24 protein-coding genes are annotated in these 25245 nt (G+C 46.5%); 19 read left to right on the top strand and 5 right to left on the bottom strand.

Annotated features, from left to right (window positions below; all coding sequences use genetic code 11):
- Positions 1 to 64 precede the first annotated feature (64 nt).
- From greA to rlmN, 3 genes are all read left to right on the top strand, one after another.
- Positions 65 to 541: a transcription elongation factor GreA gene (gene greA, locus MHI38_RS15230; protein ID WP_090921402.1), complete on the top strand. Its 477-nt coding sequence runs from the start codon at positions 65 to 67 to the stop codon at positions 539 to 541.
- Between the two features lie 313 nt (positions 542 to 854).
- Positions 855 to 2210, top strand: coding sequence for a sodium-dependent transporter (locus MHI38_RS15225; protein ID WP_221790048.1), 1356 nt, complete (start codon positions 855 to 857; stop codon positions 2208 to 2210).
- 153 nt (positions 2211 to 2363) lie between these two features.
- Positions 2364 to 3482: a 23S rRNA (adenine(2503)-C(2))-methyltransferase RlmN gene (rlmN, locus tag MHI38_RS15220; RefSeq protein WP_341181383.1), complete on the top strand. Its 1119-nt coding sequence runs from the start codon at positions 2364 to 2366 to the stop codon at positions 3480 to 3482.
- Positions 3483 to 3580: 98 nt separating this feature from the next.
- Here the strand turns inward: rlmN and MHI38_RS15215 are convergent, their stop codons facing one another.
- Positions 3581 to 4021: a GNAT family N-acetyltransferase gene (locus MHI38_RS15215; protein ID WP_341181382.1), complete on the bottom strand. Its 441-nt coding sequence runs from the start codon at positions 4019 to 4021 to the stop codon at positions 3581 to 3583.
- 236 nt (positions 4022 to 4257) lie between these two features.
- On the opposite strand from MHI38_RS15215, the gene MHI38_RS15210 reads away from it, so the two are divergent.
- The 5 genes from MHI38_RS15210 (at position 4258) to MHI38_RS15190 (ending at position 9257) form a co-directional block, all read left to right on the top strand.
- Positions 4258 to 4698 carry a MarR family winged helix-turn-helix transcriptional regulator gene (locus MHI38_RS15210; RefSeq protein WP_341181928.1) on the top strand — a complete coding sequence of 147 codons (441 nt, stop codon included), beginning with the start codon at positions 4258 to 4260 and terminating at the stop codon, positions 4696 to 4698.
- Positions 4699 to 4783: 85 nt separating this feature from the next.
- Complete coding sequence (locus MHI38_RS15205; RefSeq protein ID WP_341181381.1) at positions 4784 to 5896, top strand: glycosyl hydrolase; 1113 nt, start codon at positions 4784 to 4786, stop codon at positions 5894 to 5896.
- Positions 5897 to 6033: 137 nt separating this feature from the next.
- Positions 6034 to 6909, top strand: a complete 876-nt coding sequence (locus MHI38_RS15200) for a diguanylate cyclase domain-containing protein (protein ID WP_341181380.1) — start codon at positions 6034 to 6036, stop codon at positions 6907 to 6909.
- Positions 6910 to 7063: 154 nt separating this feature from the next.
- Positions 7064 to 8359, top strand: coding sequence for a glycosyltransferase family 2 protein (locus tag MHI38_RS15195; protein WP_090921414.1), 1296 nt, complete (start codon positions 7064 to 7066; stop codon positions 8357 to 8359).
- A gap of 169 nt (positions 8360 to 8528) precedes the next feature.
- A complete protein-coding gene (locus MHI38_RS15190; RefSeq protein ID WP_090921416.1) occupies positions 8529 to 9257 on the top strand; it encodes a class I SAM-dependent methyltransferase in 729 nt (242 codons plus the stop codon).
- Between the two features lie 181 nt (positions 9258 to 9438).
- On the opposite strand, the gene MHI38_RS15185 is transcribed toward MHI38_RS15190, so the two are convergent.
- Positions 9439 to 10224 carry an ABC transporter ATP-binding protein gene (locus tag MHI38_RS15185; RefSeq protein WP_341181379.1) on the bottom strand — a complete coding sequence of 262 codons (786 nt, stop codon included), beginning with the start codon at positions 10222 to 10224 and terminating at the stop codon, positions 9439 to 9441.
- Positions 10225 to 10310: 86 nt separating this feature from the next.
- A complete protein-coding gene (locus tag MHI38_RS15180) occupies positions 10311 to 11540 on the bottom strand; it encodes an MFS transporter (RefSeq protein WP_341181378.1) in 1230 nt (409 codons plus the stop codon).
- A 115-nt stretch (positions 11541 to 11655) separates the two neighbouring features.
- On the opposite strand from MHI38_RS15180, the gene MHI38_RS15175 reads away from it, so the two are divergent.
- The 9 genes from MHI38_RS15175 (at position 11656) to MHI38_RS15135 (ending at position 21676) form a co-directional block, all read left to right on the top strand.
- The gene (locus MHI38_RS15175) at positions 11656 to 12540 is read left to right on the top strand and encodes an AraC family transcriptional regulator (RefSeq protein WP_341181377.1); all 885 of its coding nucleotides are present in this window, start codon (positions 11656 to 11658) and stop codon (positions 12538 to 12540) included.
- A gap of 430 nt (positions 12541 to 12970) precedes the next feature.
- The gene (locus MHI38_RS15170; RefSeq protein ID WP_418792713.1) at positions 12971 to 13888 is read left to right on the top strand and encodes an ABC transporter permease; all 918 of its coding nucleotides are present in this window, start codon (positions 12971 to 12973) and stop codon (positions 13886 to 13888) included.
- 29 nt (positions 13889 to 13917) lie between these two features.
- The gene (locus tag MHI38_RS15165; RefSeq protein WP_090921438.1) at positions 13918 to 14799 is read left to right on the top strand and encodes a carbohydrate ABC transporter permease; all 882 of its coding nucleotides are present in this window, start codon (positions 13918 to 13920) and stop codon (positions 14797 to 14799) included.
- 81 nt (positions 14800 to 14880) lie between these two features.
- Positions 14881 to 16476, top strand: coding sequence for an extracellular solute-binding protein (locus MHI38_RS15160; RefSeq protein WP_090921452.1), 1596 nt, complete (start codon positions 14881 to 14883; stop codon positions 16474 to 16476).
- A 38-nt stretch (positions 16477 to 16514) separates the two neighbouring features.
- The gene (locus MHI38_RS15155) at positions 16515 to 17483 is read left to right on the top strand and encodes a LacI family DNA-binding transcriptional regulator (RefSeq protein WP_341181376.1); all 969 of its coding nucleotides are present in this window, start codon (positions 16515 to 16517) and stop codon (positions 17481 to 17483) included.
- A gap of 250 nt (positions 17484 to 17733) precedes the next feature.
- Positions 17734 to 18846 (top strand): glycoside hydrolase family 88/105 protein, encoded by a 1113-nt coding sequence (locus tag MHI38_RS15150; RefSeq protein ID WP_154984308.1) that lies wholly within the window; start codon positions 17734 to 17736, stop codon positions 18844 to 18846.
- Positions 18843 to 19889 carry a pectinesterase family protein gene (locus tag MHI38_RS15145; RefSeq protein ID WP_341181375.1) on the top strand — a complete coding sequence of 349 codons (1047 nt, stop codon included), beginning with the start codon at positions 18843 to 18845 and terminating at the stop codon, positions 19887 to 19889. The genes MHI38_RS15150 and MHI38_RS15145 overlap by 4 nt, the downstream gene beginning before the upstream one ends.
- A 160-nt stretch (positions 19890 to 20049) precedes the next feature.
- A complete protein-coding gene (locus MHI38_RS15140) occupies positions 20050 to 21384 on the top strand; it encodes a helix-turn-helix domain-containing protein (RefSeq protein ID WP_341181374.1) in 1335 nt (444 codons plus the stop codon).
- Between the two features lie 112 nt (positions 21385 to 21496).
- Positions 21497 to 21676: an aspartyl-phosphate phosphatase Spo0E family protein gene (locus MHI38_RS15135; RefSeq protein WP_341181373.1), complete on the top strand. Its 180-nt coding sequence runs from the start codon at positions 21497 to 21499 to the stop codon at positions 21674 to 21676.
- 49 nt (positions 21677 to 21725) lie between these two features.
- On the opposite strand, the gene MHI38_RS15130 is transcribed toward MHI38_RS15135, so the two are convergent.
- A complete protein-coding gene (locus MHI38_RS15130; protein WP_341181927.1) occupies positions 21726 to 22568 on the bottom strand; it encodes an aldo/keto reductase in 843 nt (280 codons plus the stop codon).
- Positions 22569 to 22775: 207 nt separating this feature from the next.
- Positions 22776 to 23996, bottom strand: a complete 1221-nt coding sequence (locus MHI38_RS15125) for an MFS transporter (RefSeq protein ID WP_341181372.1) — start codon at positions 23994 to 23996, stop codon at positions 22776 to 22778.
- Between the two features lie 168 nt (positions 23997 to 24164).
- Between MHI38_RS15125 and MHI38_RS15120 the strand changes: the two genes are divergently transcribed.
- On the top strand, positions 24165 to 24563 hold the full coding sequence (locus tag MHI38_RS15120) for a winged helix-turn-helix transcriptional regulator (protein ID WP_090921468.1): 399 nt from the start codon (positions 24165 to 24167) through the stop codon (positions 24561 to 24563).
- Complete coding sequence (locus MHI38_RS15115; protein WP_090921470.1) at positions 24560 to 25237, top strand: TIGR00266 family protein; 678 nt, start codon at positions 24560 to 24562, stop codon at positions 25235 to 25237. The genes MHI38_RS15120 and MHI38_RS15115 overlap by 4 nt, the downstream gene beginning before the upstream one ends.
- Positions 25238 to 25245 lie beyond the last annotated feature (8 nt).

Raw genomic sequence — 25245 nt, 5'->3', positions numbered from 1 at the left:
TTAACCGTTTGGAGTGGAAATAGGTTAGAATAGAGATAGATAGCAGGATTAGGAGATGGAAAACATGGCTAATGATGAAGTGATTTTGACACAGGAAGGCTTGGAAAAGCTGGAGGAAGAACTGAAGGAACTGAAAACGGTGAAGCGCAAGGAACTGGCAGAACGACTGAAGCTTGCGATCAGTTACGGGGACCTGAAGGAGAACAGCGAGTATCATTCAGCCAAAGATGATCAGGCATTTATGGAGACCCGCATTCTGATTCTGGAAAAGATGTTAACCAAAGCAAGAGTCATCAGCTCAGATAATATGGATTCCAATAAAGTAAGTATTGGTTCAACAGTGATATTGAACGACCTTGAGTTTGCTGAAAAGATCGAGTATCAGCTGGTCGGTCCAGCGGAAGCGGATGTATCCAACAGCAAAATTTCTTATGAGAGTCCATTAGGCAAAGAGCTGATGGGCAAAGAAGTAGGAAGTGTGATTCATGTCAATGCTCCAATGGGTGTAATCAAATATGAGTTGCTAGAGATCAAAATCTAGACAGCATCGAGCGAAAACAATACACATATGCGGGACAATACCCTGCGATATACAGACCATCTTTCAAAAAGGGGATGTTTCAGAGGCTATGCCAAGAGCTGTCTGAAACATCTTTTTTTTGTGTTTTCCCAAGTTAACTCAGGGTTCATTGTTGATGGGTGATGGTTAAGTTTCAGGTTATTTTCCAATACTGAATTCATCCTGAAATCATCTCCAATATGGTGAATTTTCGACAAATACTGATTTTTGCATGACCTGACACCCCGAGTAGTATATAATTACGGGAAAACTTTAAAGTGATGGAGTAGATACAATGAATTTGAGTAAGTCTGATCTAGACCCAAACAACGCTGGCAAAGGGGAACGCTTCTCGCGTGCCGGTTTTATTCTTGCGGCCATCGGTAGTTCCGTAGGTCTCGGTAACATGTGGAAATTCCCTTATATTACGGGCGAAAATGGGGGAGCAGCTTTCTTCCTGCTCTTTATTATCTGTCTTTTGCTGATTGGTTTGCCTGTCTTGCTTGCCGAACTTGCTATTGGACGAAGTGGACGGGGGAGCGCAGCAACTGCTTTTATTAAAGCAGGTGGACATAAAGGTTGGTTAGCGGCTGGTTTACTGCAAGTATTAACGCCTTTTATCATTCTGTCCTTCTACGTCATCATCGCAGGATGGACATTACAATATGCTGTAACTTCGTTCAGTGGCACGTTGTTTAATAATCCGGATTATGGCGCACAATTCGGCAGTTTTGTCGGCGGTTATATGCCGATTGTATGGCAGTTGGTTTCTGTCCTGATCACAGGCTGGATTGTAGCGAAGGGTGTATCGAACGGAATTGAGAAGTTTAACAAAATTCTAATTCCAGCCATGCTGGTTCTGTTAATTGTGTTGATGATTCGTGCCGTTACGCTGCCTGGGGCAGGTGCTGGAGTTTCCTTTTTCTTGAATCCGGACTTCTCCCAGCTTACAACGGAGTCGGCATTGGTTGCGCTCGGACATGCCTTTTTCTCGCTGTCGCTGGGTATGGGTATCCTCGTAACGTATGGTTCGTATGTGGATAAAAGCCAATCCCTGGGTGCGGCAACAGTTGCTGTTGGTGCGGGCGACTTGCTCTATGCCTTTATCGCGGGACTGATCATCTTCCCGACGACGTTCTCTTTTGGCATTGCACCAGACCAAGGGCCGTCCCTGATCTTCATTGCGCTGCCTGCAGCATTCTCGGCAATGCCGCTAGGATTCCTGTTTGCCGGATTATTCTTTGTTTTGCTGGCAATCGCAGCGTTGACATCAGCAGTTTCACTGCTTGAGGTTCCCGTAAAATACTTCATGGAGCGTCTTTCCTGGAGTCGTAACCGTGCCGTTTGGGTCATCTCTCTCGCTGTTTTCATCGTAGGGCTACCTTCCGTGCTGTCGCTCGGACTGTTCCCGGAGTGGAAGATCGGATCGAAGAGTGTGTTCGACTGGATGGACTTTATGGCGTCTAACATTCTGTTACCTGTAGGTGGATTGTTAGTTACGATCTTTGCGGGATACTTCTGGAAAACGGCTGCTGAGGCAGCTGGTCTGAGCTCCGGCTGGTTCCGCATCTGGCTCTTTATGCTTCGTTATGTCGCACCTGTTCTGGTTCTGCTCGTTCTGTTGCATACGTCTGGCATTATTCACTTCTAGGTCGTCTGCGCAGATTTACCAAGCATAAAACCTCTTGGAAGAAATGCAAAAGTCCTTGTGTTCCCTTGTTAATTTTGGGACAATACAGAGTAGAGGTTTTTTGGGTAAGACGACCGATGAGCCATATGTTTTTTGCGAAAAGAGGTTTATACCATGATTAAATCATCCATATATGGATTAACATTAGAGCAATTACGTACCTGGCTGCCCGAGCATGGGCAGAAGAAATCCCGTGCTTCTCGCATCTGGGAGTGGTTATACCAGGAACGGGTTCATGATTTTAACGGCATGTCCGATGTTCGTCAGGAATGTTTGGATGTGCTCTCTGAGCATTTCACCTTGAATTCAATGAGTGAACATGTGAAGCAGGAGTCAGCAGACGGTACGGTGAAATTCCTGCTCCGGTTGCAGGATGGCAACCTGATCGAGACGGTGCTCATGCAGCAAAAATATGGCTTAACTGTCTGTGTTACCACACAGGTCGGATGTAATATTGGCTGTAGCTTCTGTGCCAGCGGGCTGATCAAGAAGAGCCGTGATCTCTCCGCAGGAGAGATTGTAGAACAGATCATGCATGTACAGCGGCATCTGGATGCAGCGGGTCAAGGTGAGCGCGTCACAAACGTTGTGGTAATGGGCATTGGTGAACCATTTGATAACTTTGAACATATGAGTAACTTTATCGAAGTGATCAAGGATCGCAAAGGTTTAGCTCTCGCAGCGAAGCGAATCACGGTGTCCACAAGCGGATTGCCGGATAAAATCAAGGAATTTGCAGACAGCAGTCTGCAGGTGAACCTTGCGATCTCACTGCATGCGCCGAATAATGAGCTACGTACACATATCATGAAGATCAACCGGGCATTCCCGATTGAACAATTGATGGATGCGGTGGATTATTATTTGGAGAAAACAAACAAACGCATCATGTTTGAATACATTTTGCTTCGGGATGTGAATGATCAGCGGGAACATGCGGCTGAACTCGCAGAACTGCTGTCCAGTCGTAAGAGCATGGTCAGCGTGAATCTGATTCCATACAATCCGGTGGATGAGCATAGCCAGTACCAGCGGAGTACGGAAGAGAGTATCCTGGGATTCTATGATACGCTGAAGAAGAACAACATCAACTCTACGGTACGTATGGAGCATGGTACAGACATTGATGCGGCTTGCGGACAGCTACGTAGCAAGCAGATGAAAAATGCGGAAGCTAAAGCAGATGTAAAAACAGCTGCAAAACCAGATGCCAGCCGTCTGGCTTTGGGATAAAAAACACAACAAACGCCTCTATGTACTCACTGACGAAGTGAAGATAGAGGCGTTTTCTTTGAGTTGCAAGCTAATTTCGAACGGAGAGATCATGTCTCTTAGTTCAGCTTTTTTGTCATCAGCAGATGGGGAATGCCATCCTCCATGAATACGTCGGAAGCAGGAGCATAGCCAAGACGTTCATAGAAGCCGGAGGCTTGAACCTGTGCGTGCAACTTGGCTTTCTCTAATCCGTCCTTTCTGGCCATCTCCTCCAGCTTGTTAATTAATACACGGCCCAGACCATGCTTGCGGTAATCCAGCATCACGCAGATGCGTTCCAGCTTGGCTACTTGCTCTACGATTCGTAGTCTGGAGGAGGCGGCAGGTACACCATCCACATAGAGCAGGATATGGCGTGCTTCTGTCCCTAACGCATCAAAGGCATCGAATTCATCGGAGGCAGATACGCCTTGCTCCTCCACGAAAATGGCCATACGAATGGCAAAGCACGCATCAAGCAGTTCCGGGGTGTTTGCTTCAACAACAGTTATATTCATGAATCGTTCTCCTTTACCTAGTCGGATGGAATATCGGAATGGAATTGAAAGTGATACACTGAACTAGTGTAGTTATATCATCAATTATGTTGCGAATGCAACAATTTTATAGGAGTGTGAACTCTGTGACAGAACCGAAAGAACCTAAATTAGCCAACGAACCGACTCAGCCGAACGATGAATCGCAGGAAGTACATGAACTGAACGAGCCTAAGGAAGTGTTGCGCGAAATTGGCATGATTGCCCGCTGTCTGGATTCCATCAGCAATGTGGAGTTTCAGCATTTGAACTTGTCCCGAGGGCAGTATTTGTATTTGTACCGTATTTGCGAGAACCCCGGTATTATTCCGAATCAGCTGGCTGAACTGATCAAGGTGGATCGTACAACGGCAGCGCGAGCAATTAGCAAACTGGAATCTGACGGATTCATTGTCAAACAGCCAGCATTGGGTAATAAGAAGAATAAGGTGCTGTATCCAACAGAGGCTGGACTCGAAGCCTGGCAGTTCATTCGCAAAGAAGGTGTACATTCGGATCAGGTAACGTTGAATGGTCTGACTCAGGAAGAGATTGAGACAGCAATCCAGCTGCTACGGAAGATGAGACATAACATCGAGGTCGATTGGAAATTTGTTAAAAAGGGCGGTCGCCGCCCATACATGGATATCCATGATTAAGCGCACACTGTGGATAAGGCCTACTTCCAAAAATGTAAGAAGTGGCTCAGTTGCTCCGTCATATATTCCCGTCAGGAGGAATGGTGTGAAGTTTATTTTCCGAAAAAAGCGTTCATGGTACATATTACTTGCGATTGTTGTAACTGTAGCGATTGTAGTGCTATGGAGGGAGCGGTTTGTGATGGAGAAGGTGTCCCCTACAGTCGCCTTTGTTAAGGAACATATGACGAATCCGAATGGCACACTTGCAACCTATTTGCAGGACGCAGCGTCGGAGAGAGCGGACATCGTTGCTGGCCGAGAGGCACTGTCGGAGTCGCTTGGATTGTGGATGCAGTATGCTTTGGCAAGTGATAACGAAGATATGTTCGAGCAGGCCTACAAGCAACTCCAGACATACTATGTGATCAGGCCCTACATCTATATCGCCTGGAAGCTTGATCCTCAAGGGAAATCCCATGTGGCAACCAACGCGTTGGGTGACGATCTGCGGATTATGGGGGCTCTGTTGCAAGCGGCAGACAGGTGGAAACAAGGCAGAGCAGACAAACTGGCGACCGCATCGGCCCTTTCCCGAACATTAACGCAGCGAACCGAGCAACAGGGGTACCTGGTTGATTTTTATGATTTCAAAAGTGGACATTCCACGGACACCTTAAGTCTGGTCTATGTGGATTTGCTCGCCTTGCAAGCGATGAGAGACCATCAGATGCTGGAGCCGGACGTTTACAGCAGGTACGAGGATATACTGCATAAAATGCCTGACGATGGATTATTCTATCCGAAGAGCATGAATGTAAACACCAAGGCTTACACCTACGATGACAAAGTTAATCTGATTGATCAGCTCATCGTTGCCAATCATGTGATGGAGATGGGGCACAAACCCGACAAGCTGATTGCTTTTCTGAAAAAAGAGTTCGGCACTCGGGGCAAGCTCCCCGGACAGTATGATCGTAGAACACAGAAACCAGCCGTAGATTATGAATCGGCATCGGTATATGGTCTATCCATCCTGCTTGCTGTTCGCTCAGGTGATCCAAATTGGGCAAAGCAGCTGTATCAACATATGATCACACTGCGAGGGCAAGACACACGATATCCGGGCGGTTACGTATTTGACGGAAACACCCACCTGTTTGATAACTTGTTTCCGTTGCTTGGTGAAACTTATTTATATAATTTTCTTAAAAAGTAAATTTTTATTTATATAATCCAAGATTATATGTTACTATATTATTTTCTTTAATTGTCGATTTTTGTTGAAGTTTCGGTTATAAAAAAAGAGGTGTTGGCACCGAGTCATTCTGAAATTCGATGCAGAGAAGGAGGACTATGAGAAATAACGCACCTACCCAGCGTCTGGCCTGGGGTTACGCAATCTTGATTAGTCTCGCCATCGTACAGCAGTTCTTTGTATATCTCCACTTGTACATGAATCAAAGCTACACCAAGCTGGATGTTGTACTTAGCATAGCGTCACTAGGGGCGCTAGCCGCGGGGCTTTTGCTTCCTGTTGGTGTATCCGTCGTACTGATATTTATATACTTGGTCACTTATTTTGTGTGGCTCGTGACTTTCGCAGAACCCAATGCGCTCGTGTTTTCCTGGTGGCTACTTATTCCGGCGAACACGGCAATCGCTGCTTATATCAAAAGAAGACTTGTGCGTAGTGCACGGGTGATTGAACGTCTGGAGCAGATGAAGGATCACAATCCAGAGATCGATCTGGATACAACGCTGGGCAATAAGGAAGCGCTTGGAGATACATTGGTTAAACAGAGCAACCTTGCCAGACGTTATTCAGACTGCTATGGATTCAGCATCGCCATGTTTAAGATTGAATTTCTGCCGCTTGTGCAGGAGTCACTTGGTTCAGTTCGGTATTCCCAATTCCTGCTTGAGATCTCACAGTCGATTCAGAAGCAAATTCGATACGAGGATCACAAATTTTTTGTGGACAGCGGACGATTTGTCATTTTGTGTCCGATGGTCAATGTGGATTACTTACCGATGTTAACCCGCAGGATTAAAAAAAATATTATGGATATGGATGTGCTCGATAAAAAGGGGAACCAGCTCCAGACCATTATCAAATCAGGCGCACTGGTTTTTCAGAAGGAACAATTCAGCAAGTATGACAATCTGGACGCTGTTCTTGCCGCGTTGGAACGAAACACGGAGACGGATTTAATCGGGGAATATATTTAACCGAAAGGAGCGAGGCTTATGGATTATATGTCCTGGTTTATCCCGATCTGTATTGCCGTCAGTTGTATTTTTGTGGTGTTTACCATCGGATTAACGATCGCCACGCTCCGATTTCGCTCTAGGGTAATTCGAAGGTATGATCGGAGGAAAACGGATGGCTGATTTCATTCTGATCTTGTCGATATTCAGTATTTGGATCGCTGTGTTCGAATCGATCGTCATTATGGCCGGGGCTATTCGTTTTATCCACAAGCAGGAGAAGAAGGGCATTCAGATTCCGGAAAATATGGATCATTATCCGAACGTCACGGTTATGGTACCTGCTCATAACGAAGGTCTGGTCATCGTGGCAACAGTGGAGCATATTTTGCGACTGAACTATCCTGAGGATAAGGTGCAGGTGATTGTCATTGCAGATAATTGCACAGATGACACAGCCGATCGGTTAAAATCGTTCCTTGGACAGACCAGTTATGTGCACCGTAACGTCACGGTACTTGAACGCAAAGGTACGGGGGGGAAATCCGGTGCGCTGAACGACGGACTGGAACTGGCCACCGGCGATTGGATCTGTATATTTGACGCAGACGCTGCTCCAGAGCGAAATTCACTGATGTTCCTCGCACAAAAATCACTGGAGAATCCTGAACAGTACGGGGTTGTTTTTGGCCGAAACAAAGCACGTAACCGTGGGCAAAACTTCCTCTCCAAATGTATTAATCTCGAAATTATAACGTCTCAGCGTGTCTACCACACCGGGCTGTGGGAGCTGTTCAAGCTGGGGACCATTCCGGGCACGAATTATATTATTAAGACAAGCCTGATCCGGGAAATCGGCGGCTGGGATGTGACCGCCATTACGGAAGATACGGCGTTGTCGTTTGAAATTATGAACCGGGGCCAGTTGGTTGCCCTAGCGCCGCAAGCGGAAGCATATCAGCAGGAGCCAGAGCAGCTTGGTGTATACATGAAACAGCGTGAACGCTGGGCCAAGGGGAACTACCAGGTGGTCCTGGATAACATTCATAATCTGTTCAACCGTTCTAGCTGGCGCAATAAATTGCTTGTTCTCTACTATGCGGTCAGTTACTTCTGGTTTATGTTGGCTATTATTGTGTCAGACATTATCTTTGTGGTGAACCTTGTTTATCAGGTTATCGCAATATTCAAACCGGAGGTCAGTTCTCCATTCCAGTTTGCTGGGGACGCATACGTCTACCTGGTCATTGGTTGGGCACTGATGTATTTCATCTATGTTCTACAGATCAATCTGGCACTGGCAGCGGATATCGGGCAGAGCAACACCCGGAATTTTATCTACGCATGTGTATCCTATTTCACATATGCTCAGCTCTTTATTCTGATCTCGATCCGGGCCTTCTACAATCTGCTGATGGACAAGATTCGTAAACGCGAGAGCAAATGGTACAAGACCGAGCGATTTGGCTAGGAATTAAACAACTCAAACCAAAGTAGAAGGCTGTTTGCGGAGTGAGCTCCGGCAAGCAGCTTTTTTTATGGTGAGAGATGCTTTAATCCGGTATACTTTTACAGAATATAGCCCGCAGCAGGGTGAACCACACTAGTGTATAACTCATAGAATGGGGGTCAGTGCAGATATGAGTGAAAGAGGTTCTGATTTTTACGATAATAATGAGGTATTTGAGACGTATATGGAACGCCGACAAGGCCAGGATAACGCCAATGATACGTTGGAGAGACCGGTTATGCTGGAGTTGGTCGGGGATGTTACGGGTAAACATATTCTCGATCTCGGCTGTGGAGACGCAAAATTTGCGGTAGAACTACTTGGCGAGAGGTATAATGGCTTGTCTTATACAGGTATTGAAGGTTCAACGAATATGGTTCGGGCTGCCCGCAAGTCCGTTCAGGGATTGAATGCCCGGATCGAGCAATCTTATCTCGAAGAGTGGACGTATCCTGTACATTCATATGACCTTGCCATTTCAAGACTGGCGATCCACTACATCGAGGATGTTGAAAGCCTCTTTCGTAAAGTGTATGGGGCACTTAAAAAAGATGGAACCTTTGTTTTTTCGGTAGAGCACCCGGTGATTACTTCAACGCTGCAACCCTCCGGAACACGAACCAATTGGATCGTAGATCAATACTTCGTCGAGGGGTATCGGGAGCAGCAGTGGCTTGGGGGTTCCGTCCAAAAAATGCACCGTACCATTGAATCGTATTACATGGCCCTGCAAGAAGCTGGATTCCGAGTGGAGCAATTGCGTGAATCAGCACCTAAGCGTGCAGAATTCGTCAATGAAGAGACGTATCAGCGCAGACGGCGTATTCCGCTTTTTCTGTTTCTCTCCGCACGGAAGTAGGCTAAGGAAGAGGCAAACATAGAATCGAAGTTATGCTCAGATTGGCGAAAGTTTTACACAGAAAACCGTGGATAACACAATATATAGGAGTAGAAAGCCCAAAAACTATCCACATGTGGATAAGTATTTGGGTTTTGCTGTTTATTCCGCCTCACTCTGTTCCTTTTGGATACAGATAATTCTAACCTTTAGATGCTGCTGCCCGTACATAAACTCGTTCACCATGCTGATCTACTTCTACTGGGGCTTCAAAGAAATCACTTAATACGTCCTGTGTCATGAGATCAGCGGTTAATCCACACCCAAAAACTTCACCCCGACGGAGTAAAAGGCTGTGCTTGAAGACGGGCAAAATTTCCTCGGTATGATGCGTTACATAGATCAGCGAAGGTGAGTCTGAACGTGCTGTCAGTTCACTGATGCTGTCCAGTAGACGCTCTCTGGAAAATAGATCAAGCCCATTACAAGGCTCATCCAAAATGAGCAGCTGTGGATTCGCCATCAGGGCACGGGCAATGAGCAATTTCTGCTTCTCCCCCTGCGAGCAAGTGCGATACTCACGATCCCACAGATGCTGGCAGCCCAGCGTTTGCATCCAGTGCATCGCCTGATTCAAATCTTCGTCTGCCAGTTTGTCGTACAGACCGATCGTAGCGTGTTTCCCACTAATCACGACATATTGCGTGCGGTCAGAAGCGTATAGTTTCTCTTGCAAGGAGGAGCTCACCCAGCCAATCGACTTTCGAAGCTCCCTCAGGTCTACACTGCCATATTCATGACCGAGTACCGAGATGTTGCCTTCCGTAGGCCACAGGTAGCCGGTAATCATATTGAGGAGCGTTGTTTTGCCAGAGCCGTTCAGGCCAAGCAGCGCCCAGTGTTCGCCTTTGTCTACACGCCAGCTGACATCGTTCAGCAAGGTGAGAGGGCCTCTTTTCCAAGTCACATGCTGTATATCAATGATCATTGAACCATCCCTTCTCTCTGATACATATCGCGCCTCCGCTTCTCAACTTATTGTATTGGAACTGTTATGGAAGTATCAATAGCTTGCTAAGCTTTAGCGGATCGATCACTGCGCAAGAATACAGCACACACGCCGATCAGGGGCAAAAAGGAACACAGCCGGATGACGAATGAAATGCTGGTCACATCGATCAGAGAACCGATGACAACCGAACCCAGTCCAGCCATACCAAATGACAGGCCGAAGAACAGTCCAGATACTGTACCAATGTGACGCGGCAGCAATTCCTGAGCGTAGACAATAATAACACTGAAGCCCGACATCAGGATTAATCCGATGATACCGCATAGCACCATAGACAAGACAGGGCCTGCATAAGGAAGCAGTAGTGAGAACGGAGCGGTACCAGCAATGGAAAACCAGATCATCGGTTTGCGCCCGTAACGATCCGCGAGTGGCCCGCCAAGCAAGGTTCCAATCATGCCTGCGAATTGAAGGATAAACAAGCAGAGCTGTGCCTTCGAGAGTGGCAGATGATGCACAGCCGTGTAATAAAAGGCGTAGTATCCTGTCATAGCTGCGATATAAACAAACTTCGAGAATAACAGTAGAATGAGAACACTCATGGATATGACAATTCGTTTTCGACTCACGGGCTGAGGCGTTGCTTCTGATTCATGTAGCGTGTGCTGTACGGATTGTGTCCGATGGGGGCGTGAGGCGTTCAGCTTATTCTTGTACCAACGGCTGACGGAAGCTTGGATAAGGATGCCGATAAGTGCAAAGGCCATTAGCCACAGAAATTGTAACTGACCATGCGGAAGCAGTACAAAAGCAACCAGTAGGGGGGCAATAGCTTGTCCGGTATTCCCGCCAACCTGAAAGATGGACTGTGCCATGCCGCGCCCTCGACCGGCAGCCAGATGGGCAACACGTGAGGATTCGGGATGAAGAATAGATGAGCCGATACCAATCAGTGACGCGGATATGAGTAGCATCCATAACGATGACGAAAAGGCAAAGCCCAGAATCCCGAACAGGGAAAATATCATGCCGCCGGGCAGCAGAATAGGCATGGGTTTGCGATCGGATATATAGCCGATCAGTGGTTGTAGCACCGAAGCAGTAATGTTTAGTGCAAAGGCAATCCAGCCCATCTGTGCAAAGCTGAGATGCATGGCTTGTTGGAACAGCGGGAAGGCTGACGTAACAACCGTTTGCATGGCATCATTCAGCAGATGGGCGAAACTCACCCCTGCAAGGGCCCAGTTCGCTGCGTGGTTTAGTTGAATTTTGTTTACGGCGGCTTGAGCCATCATAGATCACCTCGGATATTTTTATCCATAATAAAAGATAGCTAGAGAGCTTGTCTTTGTGAAAAGTGCTTGGAATCTAAGCACGATTTGCTATAATGTCAGCAGGTGAGAAACGATGGAATTAAATATGACATTCAATGGTTTAGAGTTATGGAAAGCTTCTGGCGGGTTCGCCAATGAACCTCATATGCATGATGACTGGTATCAGGTAACCCTGTCCATTAGAGGTCAATGCTTGCTGGTGCAGGAACAACAGACGTATACATTACAGGCTGGATTCGGAATCATCGCCCATCCCCGGACGGAGCACTTTTTTGAGATCGGTTCGGACGCAGCCGTCATTGTCATCAAGTTTCGTAATCTACCAAGAGGATTAGCAGACCGCGGTTCAAGATCAGTTCATTCTGAATTACAGATCACCCAAGCCTTCGATCCTGCAGAGATCAGCAGACTGTTCCGAGGATGGCATGTGACTGGGCTGGAGGATGAACCGGACCCGTTGCTCATTCAGGAAACCGAGCTGTCTGTAGAGCAGTATCTTGAACGCATATTGTCTGGACCCGAGCATTCGCATATAGAAGCAAGAGAAGCTGGTTCCATATGGTCCGGGAGCCCAGAGGGGCTATTACTTTCTGGCAATAATCGTCCATATTTCCTTGGAGTTAACGGGAGTAATTTGGGCATAGATCCTCATATGCAGCGTGTATTAGAGTATATTCACAGTGACTTCACAAACCCGATGGACATCGACTCCATGGCAGCGGTAGCACATCAGAGCAGGTATCATTTTATGCGCTCGTTCAAAATGCTGACAGGTTCAACGCCGTACCAGTATCTACTGAATTTACGTGTGGAGGAAGCCGTTCGTTGTCTGCGCAATACAACCGAATCAGTGACGGAAATAAGCTTTGCATTGGGATTCTCACACGTCAGTCAGTTCTACAGAGCGTTTCAGCGCGTTAAGGGTGTAACACCGATGCAATTTCGCAATCAGTTATGATACGTCGTTGTAATACATGTTGGGGCGGAATAGCAACGCTATTTCTGTCCTTTTTTCTTTTCCCAATGCGGGTACCATGCAATATTCACGTTTGCTCCTCGGGGCATGGCGTTATAAAAATTAAAGGGTATTCCTGATTTTGTTGTTGCTAAACATTCAAGACTCTGCTAAGATGAGAAAAAGTTTATGAAAGCGTATACATTTAAATTAAAATTACAACGTTGTAATTATGGGGGATGTAAGATTTGAAAAGGTATAGTTGAGGCATGAACGAGACTGAATAAATGCAATTTTTCTTGTGATTATGCGGTATAGTATAGGTCGTTACAAAATTGGAGTTAGCCTAATATCAGATGTATTACAGGGGAACAGATTTTTTTTATCAAAAAATTCAAACGTTGTAATTTTGGAACGAAGGGGAGTGTTTACGTTGAAAAAACGCATGTCCACGCTGTTCAGTCTGATTCGGCGGGATAAGTATTTGTTGCTGATGTTCTCACCAATCTTTCTGTATTATCTCATCTTCATGTATCTGCCCATGCCGGGTGTATTGCTTGCCTTTCGCAACTTTATACCGGGTCAAGGCATGTTCAGTGGCGAATGGGTGGGGCTGCGCTGGTTTGAGCAGTTCGTCAACTCGATATACTTCTGGCGGCTATTGCGTAATACCTTTTTACTGGCCTTTCTGCCACTCTTGTTCGGTTTCTCCATCCCCATTCTATTTGCAGTCTGCATCGTAGAGATTAAGAATCGAACCTTTAAACGCTTCGCGCAAACCGTAACTTATCTTCCTCACTTTATCTCCACCGTTGTGGTGGCCGGCATTATTATCAACTTCCTATCACCAACAGACGGTATCATCAACACTCTAATCGCAAGACTCGGTATGGAAAAAATAAACTTCATGATGGATGCCAGCTGGTTCCGTACCATTTTCACAAGTTCAGACATCTGGCAGAGCTTTGGTTTCAGCTCCATCATCTACATCGCAGCCATTATGGGCATTGACCCCGAGATGTATGACTCCGGCAAAATCGACGGTGTGAATAAATTCCAGGAATTGTGGCATCTAACCCTGCCAAGCATCAAACCAACCATTGTTATTCTGTTGCTACTGTCGCTCGGCGGTATCATGAGCGTAGGCTTTGAGAAAGTATACCTGCTCTATAACGGAGCCACATATGAAACGGCAGATGTACTGTCCACTTATGTGTACCGTATGGGGATCGAGGGTCAGAACTATGGCTTCGCCACAGCTATTGGACTATTCAACTCCATTATCACCTTTATCCTTGTTTTTGCAGCCAATACCCTGACTCGCCGCCTGACCAAAATGTCACTCTGGTAAGACACACACTGATCCAAAGGAGAGCCTGTATGCAAAAATCGAGAAGTGACCGATTATTCTATGTCTTCGTCTACCTGCTGACCATTCTGGCGGTTGTAGTCACCTTATATCCATTCCTGTACGTGGTCAGCATTTCCTTCAGCTCGGTGGATGCCATCGATAAACAAAAAGTGGTGCTCTGGCCTGTGGGGTTCACTCTCTCAGGATATAAGATGGTACTGCAGTACAAGGAACTGTGGGTTTCCTTCTATAACACGGTCTGGTATACCGTTGTGGGCACGTTGTTGAACATTGTAGCAACTTGCCTGGCTGCATTTCCTTTGTCGAGACAGCAGTTTTTTCTACGGCGCAAGCTGAACTTTTTTATCGCTTTCACCATGTATTTCTCAGGTGGACTCATTCCGGTCTACATGCTGATCACATCACTCGGTCTGTACAATACTCGCTGGGTGATGGTGCTACCTGTACTGGTGATTACGTTTAACGTAATGATCTGCCGCTCGGCCTTTGAAGGCATTCCGAATGAAATTTTTGAAAGCGCAAGCATTGATGGAGCGAATGAGATGACGATGCTGTATCGTCTCGCTGTTCCGATTATCAAGCCTACACTAGCCGTGCTGACGCTGTACTACGCCGTATTCCACTGGAACAATTTTTTCTCAGCCTTGCTGTATCTAGGCAAACAGGATATGCAGCCGCTCCAGATGTTCCTGCGAAGGGTGCTGATCATGGCTTCGCCAGAAGTTATGCAGAAGATGGGTGGTACGATGACATCCGGTGCACTGGCGGTTTCATCGCTGCAAGTTCGTTATGTATCTATTGTGGTCAGCATTCTGCCGATCGTAATGATCTACCCGTTTATCCAACGGTACTTCGTTAAGGGCATTACCCTCGGAGCCGTGAAAGGATAGAGTGCATTACCAAGCACCACAGTCATTCAAGCAAGTCATTCAAGGGAGTTCAAAAGGGTTCATACCAAGGAGGAATGATGGATGAAAGTCAAAGGGGCAGGAAGAAAAAGTGTAATTGCGGCGATACTTGCGATCAGTTTGGCGGGTTGTAGCGGGGGAACGGGTGCAGGAACCGATGCGGGGAAAACACCTGAGAGTACAGAAAAAGCCTTCAATTATACCGGCGCTGGGCCGGTAACGGATCAACCGGATGCGAAGCTGTCAGTCCTGGCAACGAACGCATGGACAACCAACGTGGATCTGTCCACCGCAGCCATCGTTAAGAAAATTGAGAGTAATGCGGGTGTGAAAGTAGATTGGGATCTGATCCCTCCTCAAAACTATGCGGATGCGGTCAATCCGAGGCTGGCTGCCGGCACAGGGCTCCCGGATATCGTGTACCTGCCGGATCAGGATCAATTAATGAAGTACATTAACAGCGGTCTGTTCATCCCGATTAATGACCTGGTAGAGAAGTATGGCGTTAATCTCAAAAAAATATATGAAAAGTCGCCATCCGTGAAAGCCAGTTTAACCACGCCAGATGGTAAAATGTATTATGTTCCACAACAAACGCTGACGCGTAACTACATGCCTGTGTTCATGGTGAATGAGCGTTGGCTCAAAAAGCTGGGATTATCTGAGCCAACTACGCTTGATGAGTTCACAGCGATGCTGCGCAAATTTAAAACAGATGACCCGAACGGCAACGGCAAAGCCGATGAGATTCCATTGTCCATGGAATCGAAGTTTATCCCTATGGCCTTCGGTCCAGCCTTTGGACTTGATCTATCGAACAATTTCTATGCAGACGATCAAGGCAAAGTGCACTTCAGCTATTATGAGCCAGCCTACAAGGAATACCTGACTTACTTGAATGGTCTGTACAAAGAAGGTCTGCTCGGGGTGGACTACGCGAGCACTACAAGCGACCAGGTTACTTCACGGATCTCGCAAGACGTAACGGGAGCGACGTTTAACTTCAGCTGGTATATGTCGATGGTTTACAGCCCGCTCTTCAAGGATTACAAGCCCGAAGAGCCGATCATCAAAGGTATTCTACCATTAAAAGGGCCACATGGAGATCAGTTCTACATCGGACGTACACCGGTTAGTGGTATCTTCGGCATCAGTAAAGATAGCAAAAATCCGGAACTGGCTTTCCGCTTCCTGGATTATGCAGTCAGTGATGAAGCACAGACATATTACACTTGGGGCATCAAGGATGATACGTATACAGAAGAGAATGGCGTGAAGAAATTCACGGATAAAGGTAAAGACAATGAATATATCCAAAAGCTCGGAATTGGCCCAGTCAACCTGCCAAACATCCAGTCCACGGATTCAGCGGATTCGATCGTTGCACCTTGGCATGCGAAGCTGGACAAAGAATTAGAGAAATATGTGCGTGAGCCGTTCCCGTTTGTGTATGCTTTACCGGATGAAGCGAGCGTAGAGAGCATGTCCATGCCTGACATTACCACATATGTAGAAGAGATGAATTTCAAGTTTATTAGTGGTGATGCAAGCCTCGATCAGTTCGACAAGTACATCGAGACACTCAAAAGCATGAATGTTGAACAGGTGATCGCGGGCAGACAGGCACAGTATGATCGCTATAAAGCTGCACAGAAATAAGAAACAGGTTTCAGGCATATGAGAGGTGTTGATTCAATTTGATTACCATTAAAGATATTGCCAAACTGGCGGGGGTGAGCTACAGCACGGTATCGAAAGCGCTGAATGATGATCCCCGGATCAAACCGGCGACCAAACAGAAGGTGCTCGCGGTAGCGGAGAAACACCAATACCGGAAAAATATGCTGGCCCGGCAACTCTCCACCGGCAGAAGCAATATCATCGGTTTTGTGCTGGACGAACTGAGCAATCCATTGTTCTCCAACATTTCGGGTAGCCTGCATACCGAGCTGAAGAAGCGAGGATATCAGATGATTCTGGTTGTGGCCGATGACGGGGTGGACGTGTTCAGCCAGCTGCGTGTCGATGGTTGTATCCTGTGGGACTATGCGCTGGACAATCGGGATGCATTTTGGAAAAAGTTTGCGACCCTGAACATGCCATGTTTTGTACTCGGTACAGATGAAGCCCCGAACTCTCCTTACATCAAGATTGACCGTAAGGAGGGGCTATACAAGGCAGTGGAGCATCTGAAATCACTCGGTCACAGCCGAATTGGATTCATCGGTAACTCACAGCATGTGAAGCTGGAGGGATATCGGGAAGCCTTGCAGCGCACAGGACTGGCTTTTAATGAGGACGATGTGTTACCCGCGCATTCTTCGTGGGAAGACGGGTATTTCGCGATCCGGAATTATACGTTTGGTGCGGAGTCCCCCACAGCGTTTATCGGTCTGAATAACCTCGTGACGCGGGGAGCGCTTCGGGCATTGCTCGAAGCAGGCTACAGCGTGCCGCGTGATATCTCGATTATCGGTTACGACGATCTGCCGGATATGCAGTATGCCGAAGTAGCATTGACCACCATTGGTCCGCCGCTGGATGAACTGGCTGCTCAGGCGGCAGAGCTTATTGTCTCTCTGATCCGTGACGAGCAGGTGGATGTGCCAGTCGTTATCCAGCCGAAGCTGAATCTTCGTAATTCAACAGCAATATGCCGGCAGTAATGCCGGCTTTATAGAAGCTAGTTCAGCTCTAAAAGTAGTAAGTGAATGTATAATTGAATGAAGAACTATCCCATGTTGAGTTATTATTTTACACACCAACGGAGAGGACAGAAAAAACCTGAAAAAGTGAAGCGTTCGCCTTTATCACCGGATTTTCCCTTTAATAAAAGGGAATCGAAAAAAATCTGGTGATAACAGCGATTGGAAGGTTATGTATTCGAACCAATACAAACTACTAGGAGGTAACGCGATGCAGGTACAGACGCAGTTATCCTGGTCTGAGCGAATTGCAGCAACGATTATGCAGCAATGTAACGAGGATGGTTTCCATGCATTCCCTTCAGGACGATGGGCATACGTGGAAGGCATGACGTTAATGGCTATGGCACGAACAGGAGAAGAATACGGCAAGCAGGAATATATCGATTTTATGAAAAGACATATGGATCTGTATGTACAGCCAGATGGATCTATCGGAACCTACTCCCTGGAAGAATATAATCTGGATCAGATTAATCAAGGGAAGAACCTGTTTGCATTACTTGATGATGCCGAGGATGGGCGCTACGCAGAAGCTGCTCATCTGCTCGCAGCGCAGCTCGCAGGGCAGCCTCGTACATCCGAGGGTGGCTTCTGGCACAAAAAAATCTATCCGTTCCAGATGTGGCTGGATGGACTGTACATGTCTTCTCCCTTTCTCTCCCAATATGCGAAGACGTTTCAGCGGCCAGAGTTATTTGACGAAGTAGCTCATCAGATTCTGCTGGTCGAGCGCCAGACACGTGATCCACGTACCGGATTGTTATACCATGGCTGGGATGAATCGAAGGAGCAGATCTGGGCAGATTCCCTGACCGGATGTTCCCCGCACTTCTGGAGCCGAGCTATGGGCTGGTATGCCATGGCCATCGTGGATAGTGTCGAACATTTCCCGCTGAATCATCCTAAACGGGGTACGATTATTGGTATCTTTGAGCGTATGTGTAATGCTTTGGTACGAGTACAAGAGCAGGAGAGCGGACTATGGTTCCAGGTGCTGGATCAAGGGTTCCGCAAAGGAAACTATCTGGAGGCTTCAGGCTCAAGCATGTTTGTATATGCAATTGCGAAAGGTGTACGTTTGCGTTATCTGGAACCTCACTTCAGAACTGCGGCGGAAAAAGGGTGGCAAGGGCTTACGTCCAAGTTAATGGAGGAGACCACTGAAGGCGTTCGGTTGAATGGCATCTGCCACGGAGCAGGATTGAGTCTGGATCGTGATGGCTCGTACAGCTACTATGTTAGCGAGGCTATTGTAAGCGATTCCTTTATGGGAGTTGCTCCGTTGTTGCTGGCCGCACTGGAAATGGAGCGTTTGCCATGACGGAGCAACGCTCGGCAGCGGATCTCGTGTTGGAGTCATCTACTCCCTGTATTACGGTTGCTTCTGACGGATCAGGAGATTATACAACCATTCAGGCGGCAGTGGATGCTCATCCAGATCATGGTACTCAAGGCCTTCCGATCCGAGTGAAGGCGGGCGTGTATGTTGAGAAGCTGCACATGGATAAGCCGGGCATCCATCTGATTGGTGAGGGCGCCGAGCAGACGATTATCACCTATGATGACCATGCACTCAAGCGATTTCCCGACGGTTCACAGTATCATACATTCCATTCGTACACAGCGTTTATCGGGGCTGATGATTTCAAGGCGGAAGGCATCTCTTTCGTGAACTCGGCTGGGCCAGGTAGCGAGGTAGGACAGGCGCTAGCAGTCTATGTGGATGGGGATCGTGCTGTGTTCCGCGGATGCCGTTTTATCGGTCATCAAGATACGATCTTTACTGGACCATTGCCTGAGCAACCGCTGGACCGCAGTTATTTCGGTGGGCCTCGTGACGGTGCCGAGCGCAGGAAGTTAAGACAGTACTTCGAGGATTGTTATATCGAAGGGGATATCGACTTTATTTTTGGCTCGGCTACGGTTGTGTTCAAGGGTTGTGAAATCTTCACGAAGAGTCGCTTGACGGAAGCGGAGGTTGCAGAAGGACATGTGAATGGCTGGATTACAGCGGCTTCTACACCAGAGGATGTTCGTTACGGATATGTGTTTGTCGAATGTGATCTGACCAGTAATGCCCCTCCGCAATCGGTGTATCTGGGCAGGCCGTGGCGTAATCATTCCAAAGTCTGTTTCCTGAACTGCTGGCTCGGTGCGCACGTGAAACAGGAAGGCTGGCATAACTGGAACAAGGTCGAAGCGGAAACCACAGTTAATTATGCCGAATATAAAAGTGCCGGGCCAGGAGCCGGACGTGCAGATGTGCGCGTGCCTTGGTCTCACATACTGACGGAGGAAGAAGCAGCCGAGTATACGTTGCCCCTCGTTTTGTCAGGGGAGGATGGCTGGGATCCATTTGAATAAGCCGAGGCTGTGTCTAAATTTCGAATCGAGTTTAGATACAGCCTCTTTGGTGCTTTTTTTACGTGCTGGATAATATTTGGACCCATGAATGATTCTTAATTGGTATAGTTATGCACAGGGGATTCAACCCATTACTTGTACGTTTGTGGAGGTGTGTGTGATGGAGTGTGCAAATTCAATTCGAGAAAAATTGATGCAGTACATACAGGATAATCATATTAAACATTCACACTTTGCTGTGACATCAGGCATAAATTCAGGGACGCTCAGCCGTATTTTACAAGGAAATAAACCCATATCTATGAATCAACTTATAGCGATTACCGCGGGTATGGGGTTACCTGAAGATTATTTTTTTGATGATTATATAGACGAGTGTTTTTCAACCCTGATCTCCATCAGACGTATACGGCCGTTTATATTTCGTTGTGCTGATTTGAATCGAGTGGATTGTATCCAGCATATCACCAACCGTATTCTAGAAGACCTTGCTTATGTTCCCGTATTATTTGAAATGGCTGAGGAGTTATTTGACAATAACAAAAAAATGGCTGCAGCAGTTTTATACCGAGGGGTATGTGAAGCGGAAAAGTATCAGCATTCTGAACGTCTTGCACGCTGCCAATATCGTTTGTTTCTAATTGATCTAGGGGACAATATGGAAAAAAATATACGAGCGGCAACTCAGTTTGAGACATACGTGAACCGGCTGGATGAAACCGATCAACTTGAAGCATTAAAGCAGTTATCACATGCATTCGGAATGGCCCATAAATGGGAGAAGGTGAATACACTTGCCAAAGAGATGCAACGAATCGCCACGATACAATATGAATTGCAACACCGTTCTGTTCGTTCGGAAGAAGTAAAGAAGGAGACAGAAAGACCGCTTTATTATTATATTTTATACGCCTATCTGGCCCAAGCTACAGCAAGTGAGAAGTGCGGTGATTACAAAAGAGCACTGGAACTTGTAGGTCTATATGATAATGGGGAACGCTGGATTCGAGAGAAAGACGAGCAAGCTCAGCAGATTATTGGACAATTCTCAGAATGGGCTATTGCGAATACCTACCTGTATCGTCTGATGTCAGGAGAAGTGCAGATTATAAATGAATATGCTGATTATATAGCAACTCGCGAAGGTGAGATATTCATTGCTCTATGGCACATGATCCAGGCAGCGAATATATATCATTTCAATATTGATACGATTTTGGAACGATTTGCAGGATATATACCTTATCAATCGGAAAAAGCTGAATTCGGGGAGTATAAACCGACGATAATAAAAGAAAAATACGTGCAATTTTTAGGGGATTTGGCCGTGTATCGCTTCGTTGAAAGTAAGGATAATCAATCTGCCACAGAGCTTATGTTAGAGGGCTTGAATCTATCCATAGCTATGGGGAGTAGCACAATTCTTAATTCCTGCTTGGCTATTTTCGAAAAAATTAGAGATCGTTCAGAGTTTTATGAAGCTAAGCAAGGCTAGAGATGGGCGTGTATTGGGTCATATTTCATATAATTGCGCTCCTTTTGTGCCTTTAAATTAATAATCTATATTCTGACATCAGATTCTACAATGTTTCAGAGAGGCTGATTTGATGAGAAAAAGTGTGCTTATACATCTGAAAATGGAGCAGGCTAGAAGCCATCTGTACGAACTTGCGAAGAAATATAACGGATTTCTTCATCCTGAAGTAATCAAGCAGTCGGTGATTCTGGATAAACTCATTGACCAGTTTAATCATGAAGCAGAAAGCAAAAACAAAGCCGATGGATGAATAATCGACTTTGTTTGATAGGTTAGTGGTCTTACTTTAAAGAATTGAATTAGAAATCAAAGTTATCCGGGTCTGGGCCTACCCGCACGTTCTCGTTTAATGAGTTGATCTGTTCCATCTCTTCCGTGGACAGCGTAAAGTCAAAAATGGCTGCATTTTCGATGATCCGATGTTCTTTGGTTGATTTCGGAATAGTTACAACCTCATTTTGCAGATCCCACCGTAAAATAACTTGGGCGATAGATTTATCTTTGGATGCAGCGATCTTTGCTAATACTGGATTGTCCAGCAGTTCACCTTGCATCAACGGTGACCAGGCTTCAAGCTGAATGCCATGCTGTTTGCAGAATGCTCGCAACTCGTCCTGTGTTAGACGGGGATGGTACTCCACTTGGTTGACCATCGGTTTCACTTGTGCATCCTGCATCAGATCTTGCAGGTGATGAATTTGAAAATTACTTACGCCAATTGCACGGATTCGGCCTGCTGCGTACAATTCCTCCATGGCTTTCCAAGCACCCTTGTATTTGCCGGCTTTGGGCCAGTGAATCAGGTATAGATCGAGAACTTCCAGTCCCAGCTTGTTCATCGTGGTATCAAATGCGGCAAGTGTTTCCGTATATCCAAGATCAGCATTCCATACCTTAGAGGTAATAAAGAGGTCTTCGCGCTTTAACCCGTTTTCTTGCAATGCCTCAGCGATGGCCTGTCCAACTCCTGCTTCATTGCCGTAGATCGCTGCTGTGTCGATACTGCGGTAACCGTGTTTGATTGCACTTTTCACCGCCTCAATCAGTTCTGATCCCTCTTCGACCTTGAATACGCCTAGGCCAAACCAAGGCATGTGAACACCGTTATGCAATGTTGTAGTCGATTGTAGATTTTTTGCTATTGTCATGAGAAATCCTCCTTGAAATCTGTTTATATTTCCATTTAAAGTGATATTGCCAACAATTCATGATACAAAATTAAATCATACTAGATCAAATAACGCCCAACCTATATAGTAACGTATATAGTCTGTCGATATATAATATGAGGCCGGATACGGATTCGAGCGGTCTCTGATCTATAACGAGAAAGGTGCCTTTCTTCCAGATCAAACCTTAACAGGGTTTGGTTCCAACCTGTCTGAGTTTGTCGTAACTTGCTGTTCAAGATGTTGCGCCCATATTGTCAGGATTGCCGCAATAAGCACCATTAATGCACCGACCCATGTGGTATGGATCAAACCGATGGAGTCATTTACGACTCCGCCTAGATAGGCACCTATAGCAATACCCCCGTTAAACGCAGCAATATTAAAAGCCGACGCGACATCTTTGGCTTGCGGTGCAAGCTTTTCTGCGAGTGTAACCACAACGACTTGAAGGCCAGGTACATTCATGAAAGCAAGCAAGCCCATGCCCATAATGGTCACCAGTGCAGCCCATTTGAATGGAACGGTGAAATACAGGATGCCAAGGATGATCGTTTGCACAATGAACATGACAAGAAGTGACTTCAATGGCTTGCGGTTGGCTGCTTTACCGCCAATCATATTACCAATGGCAATGGCCACACCGTACAACAGCAGAATGATAGCGATCGTTTGATCCGAATAACCGCTGATGTCATGCAATAGCGGAGACAAGTATGTGAACACGACAAATGTGCCTCCATAGCCTACAGCCGTGATGATAAAAGCAAGCATCAGACGACCGCGTGTTACGAGTCTCACCTGATCCCGAAAGGCTGTACGTGTACCACGTTGTAACGTTGAGGGCACAAGCAAGAGGTTAGCGATCAGGGCAAGGATGCCAACAGCTGCAATCAGGATAAAGGCTGCTCGCCAGCCAAGATTTTGGCCTACGAATGTACCGATAGGCACACCGGTTACCGTTGCAATGGTCAGTCCCGAGAACATCGTGGCAATAGCACTTGCTCTGCGGCCTTCTGGTACCAGATCAGCTGCTATGGTGGAGCCAATCGACATGAACAAGCCATGTGCGAGAGCAGATATCACCCGTGCGATAAGAAGTACAGTAATCCCGGTGGATAATGATGCCAGGGTGTTACCGGCAATAAAAACCAACATGATCGCGAGCAGCAACGTTTTGCGTGATATAGCCGATGTAAGTGATGTTAGAATCGGTGCACCGAACATCACACCCAGAGCATATATGGTAACGGTTAGCCCTGCTGAAGATACACTAATATGAAGATCATTTGCGATCAGTGGCAAGAGTCCTACACTGATAAACTCCGTCGTACCGATTGCGAAAGCGCTGATTGCTAGTGCCAGTAGCGCCCAAGTGCTGTGTTTTGTCTCATGATGCATGTCCTGTTCAACTCCTAGAATGTAGATTTGCTTACCGGCAAATGCTATTATGAATTATTCGGTATGACATGAACAGTACGTACTTTTTAGTACCCTACGTACTTTTTGGTGCCTGTACATTAGCATGAACGGAAGCAAATCATAGATGCATCAGGGAGGAAGACAACGATGGAGCGCAAAAAATATAATATATCTGTTGAAGCAACGCTGGAGGTTATTGGCGGCAAATGGAAATGTGTTATTCTCTGTCACCTGACACATGGAAAGAAACGAACCAGTGATCTGAAGCGTATCATGCCCGCAATCACCCAAAAGATGTTAACGCAGCAACTGCGGGAGCTGGAGAATGACGGCATTGTAAAAAGAATCGTGTACAATCAGGTGCCACCCAAGGTAGAGTATGAATTGAGTGAATACGGCCGGAGTTTAGAGCCCATTCTGACCGCACTATGTAATTGGGGTGACCAGCATATCATCAAGGAATATGGCGACAAAGCAGCCGTGCTGGAGGATAATGGACTCAATGACTTTACTACCGACAATGACAGGGAGCTGATGAAACCGTGAAATACGAAATTCTATACGACGGCGCATTTGCTATGCTTAAGGTAGATTTACAGCGTGGAGAGCGTTTCAAGGCTGAAAGTGGAGCCATGGTGTCCATGTCGCCTACCGTTGAACTCAAAGGATCAGCAGAAGGCGGTATGCTCGCCGGATTTGGCCGTATGCTGAGTGGAGAGAAATTTTTCTTTCAGGAATTGACGGCCGCCGGGGGAAGCGCGGAGATTTTGTTATCTCCATCAACTCTGGGCAGTGTGGAGGCTGTAGAACTGGATGGCTCGTACTCTCTCTATGTACAGAAAGACGGATTTCTGGCAGGAACAGAAGGCATTCAGGTGAATACCAAAATGCAGAATCTGAAAAAAGGTCTTTTTTCCGGAGAAGGCTTCTTTATAATTGAAATCAGTGGACGAGGCACTGTGTTTCTGTCCTCATATGGTGCGATACATCCTATACAATTGGCTGCTGGCGAAGAGATTATTGTCGATAATGCTCACTTGGTGGCTTGGCCTCATTACGTTGATTATCGCATCGAAAAAGCATCCCAAGGCTGGTTGTCCAGTGTGACGAGTGGGGAAGGGTTGGTTTGCCGTTTTCGAGGAGAGGGCACCATCTTGATTCAGAGTCGAAATCCGCAGGGATTTGGTCAATGGATAAAACAGTTTATTCCTACACGATAAATCGTTAT

Source organism: Paenibacillus sp. FSL K6-1558 (assembly GCF_038002565.1).
Taxonomy (GTDB): Bacteria; Bacillota; Bacilli; order Paenibacillales; family Paenibacillaceae; genus Paenibacillus; species Paenibacillus polysaccharolyticus.
Note: the sequence above shows the minus strand (reverse complement) of the source record. Positions and strands in the feature narration are given on the sequence as shown.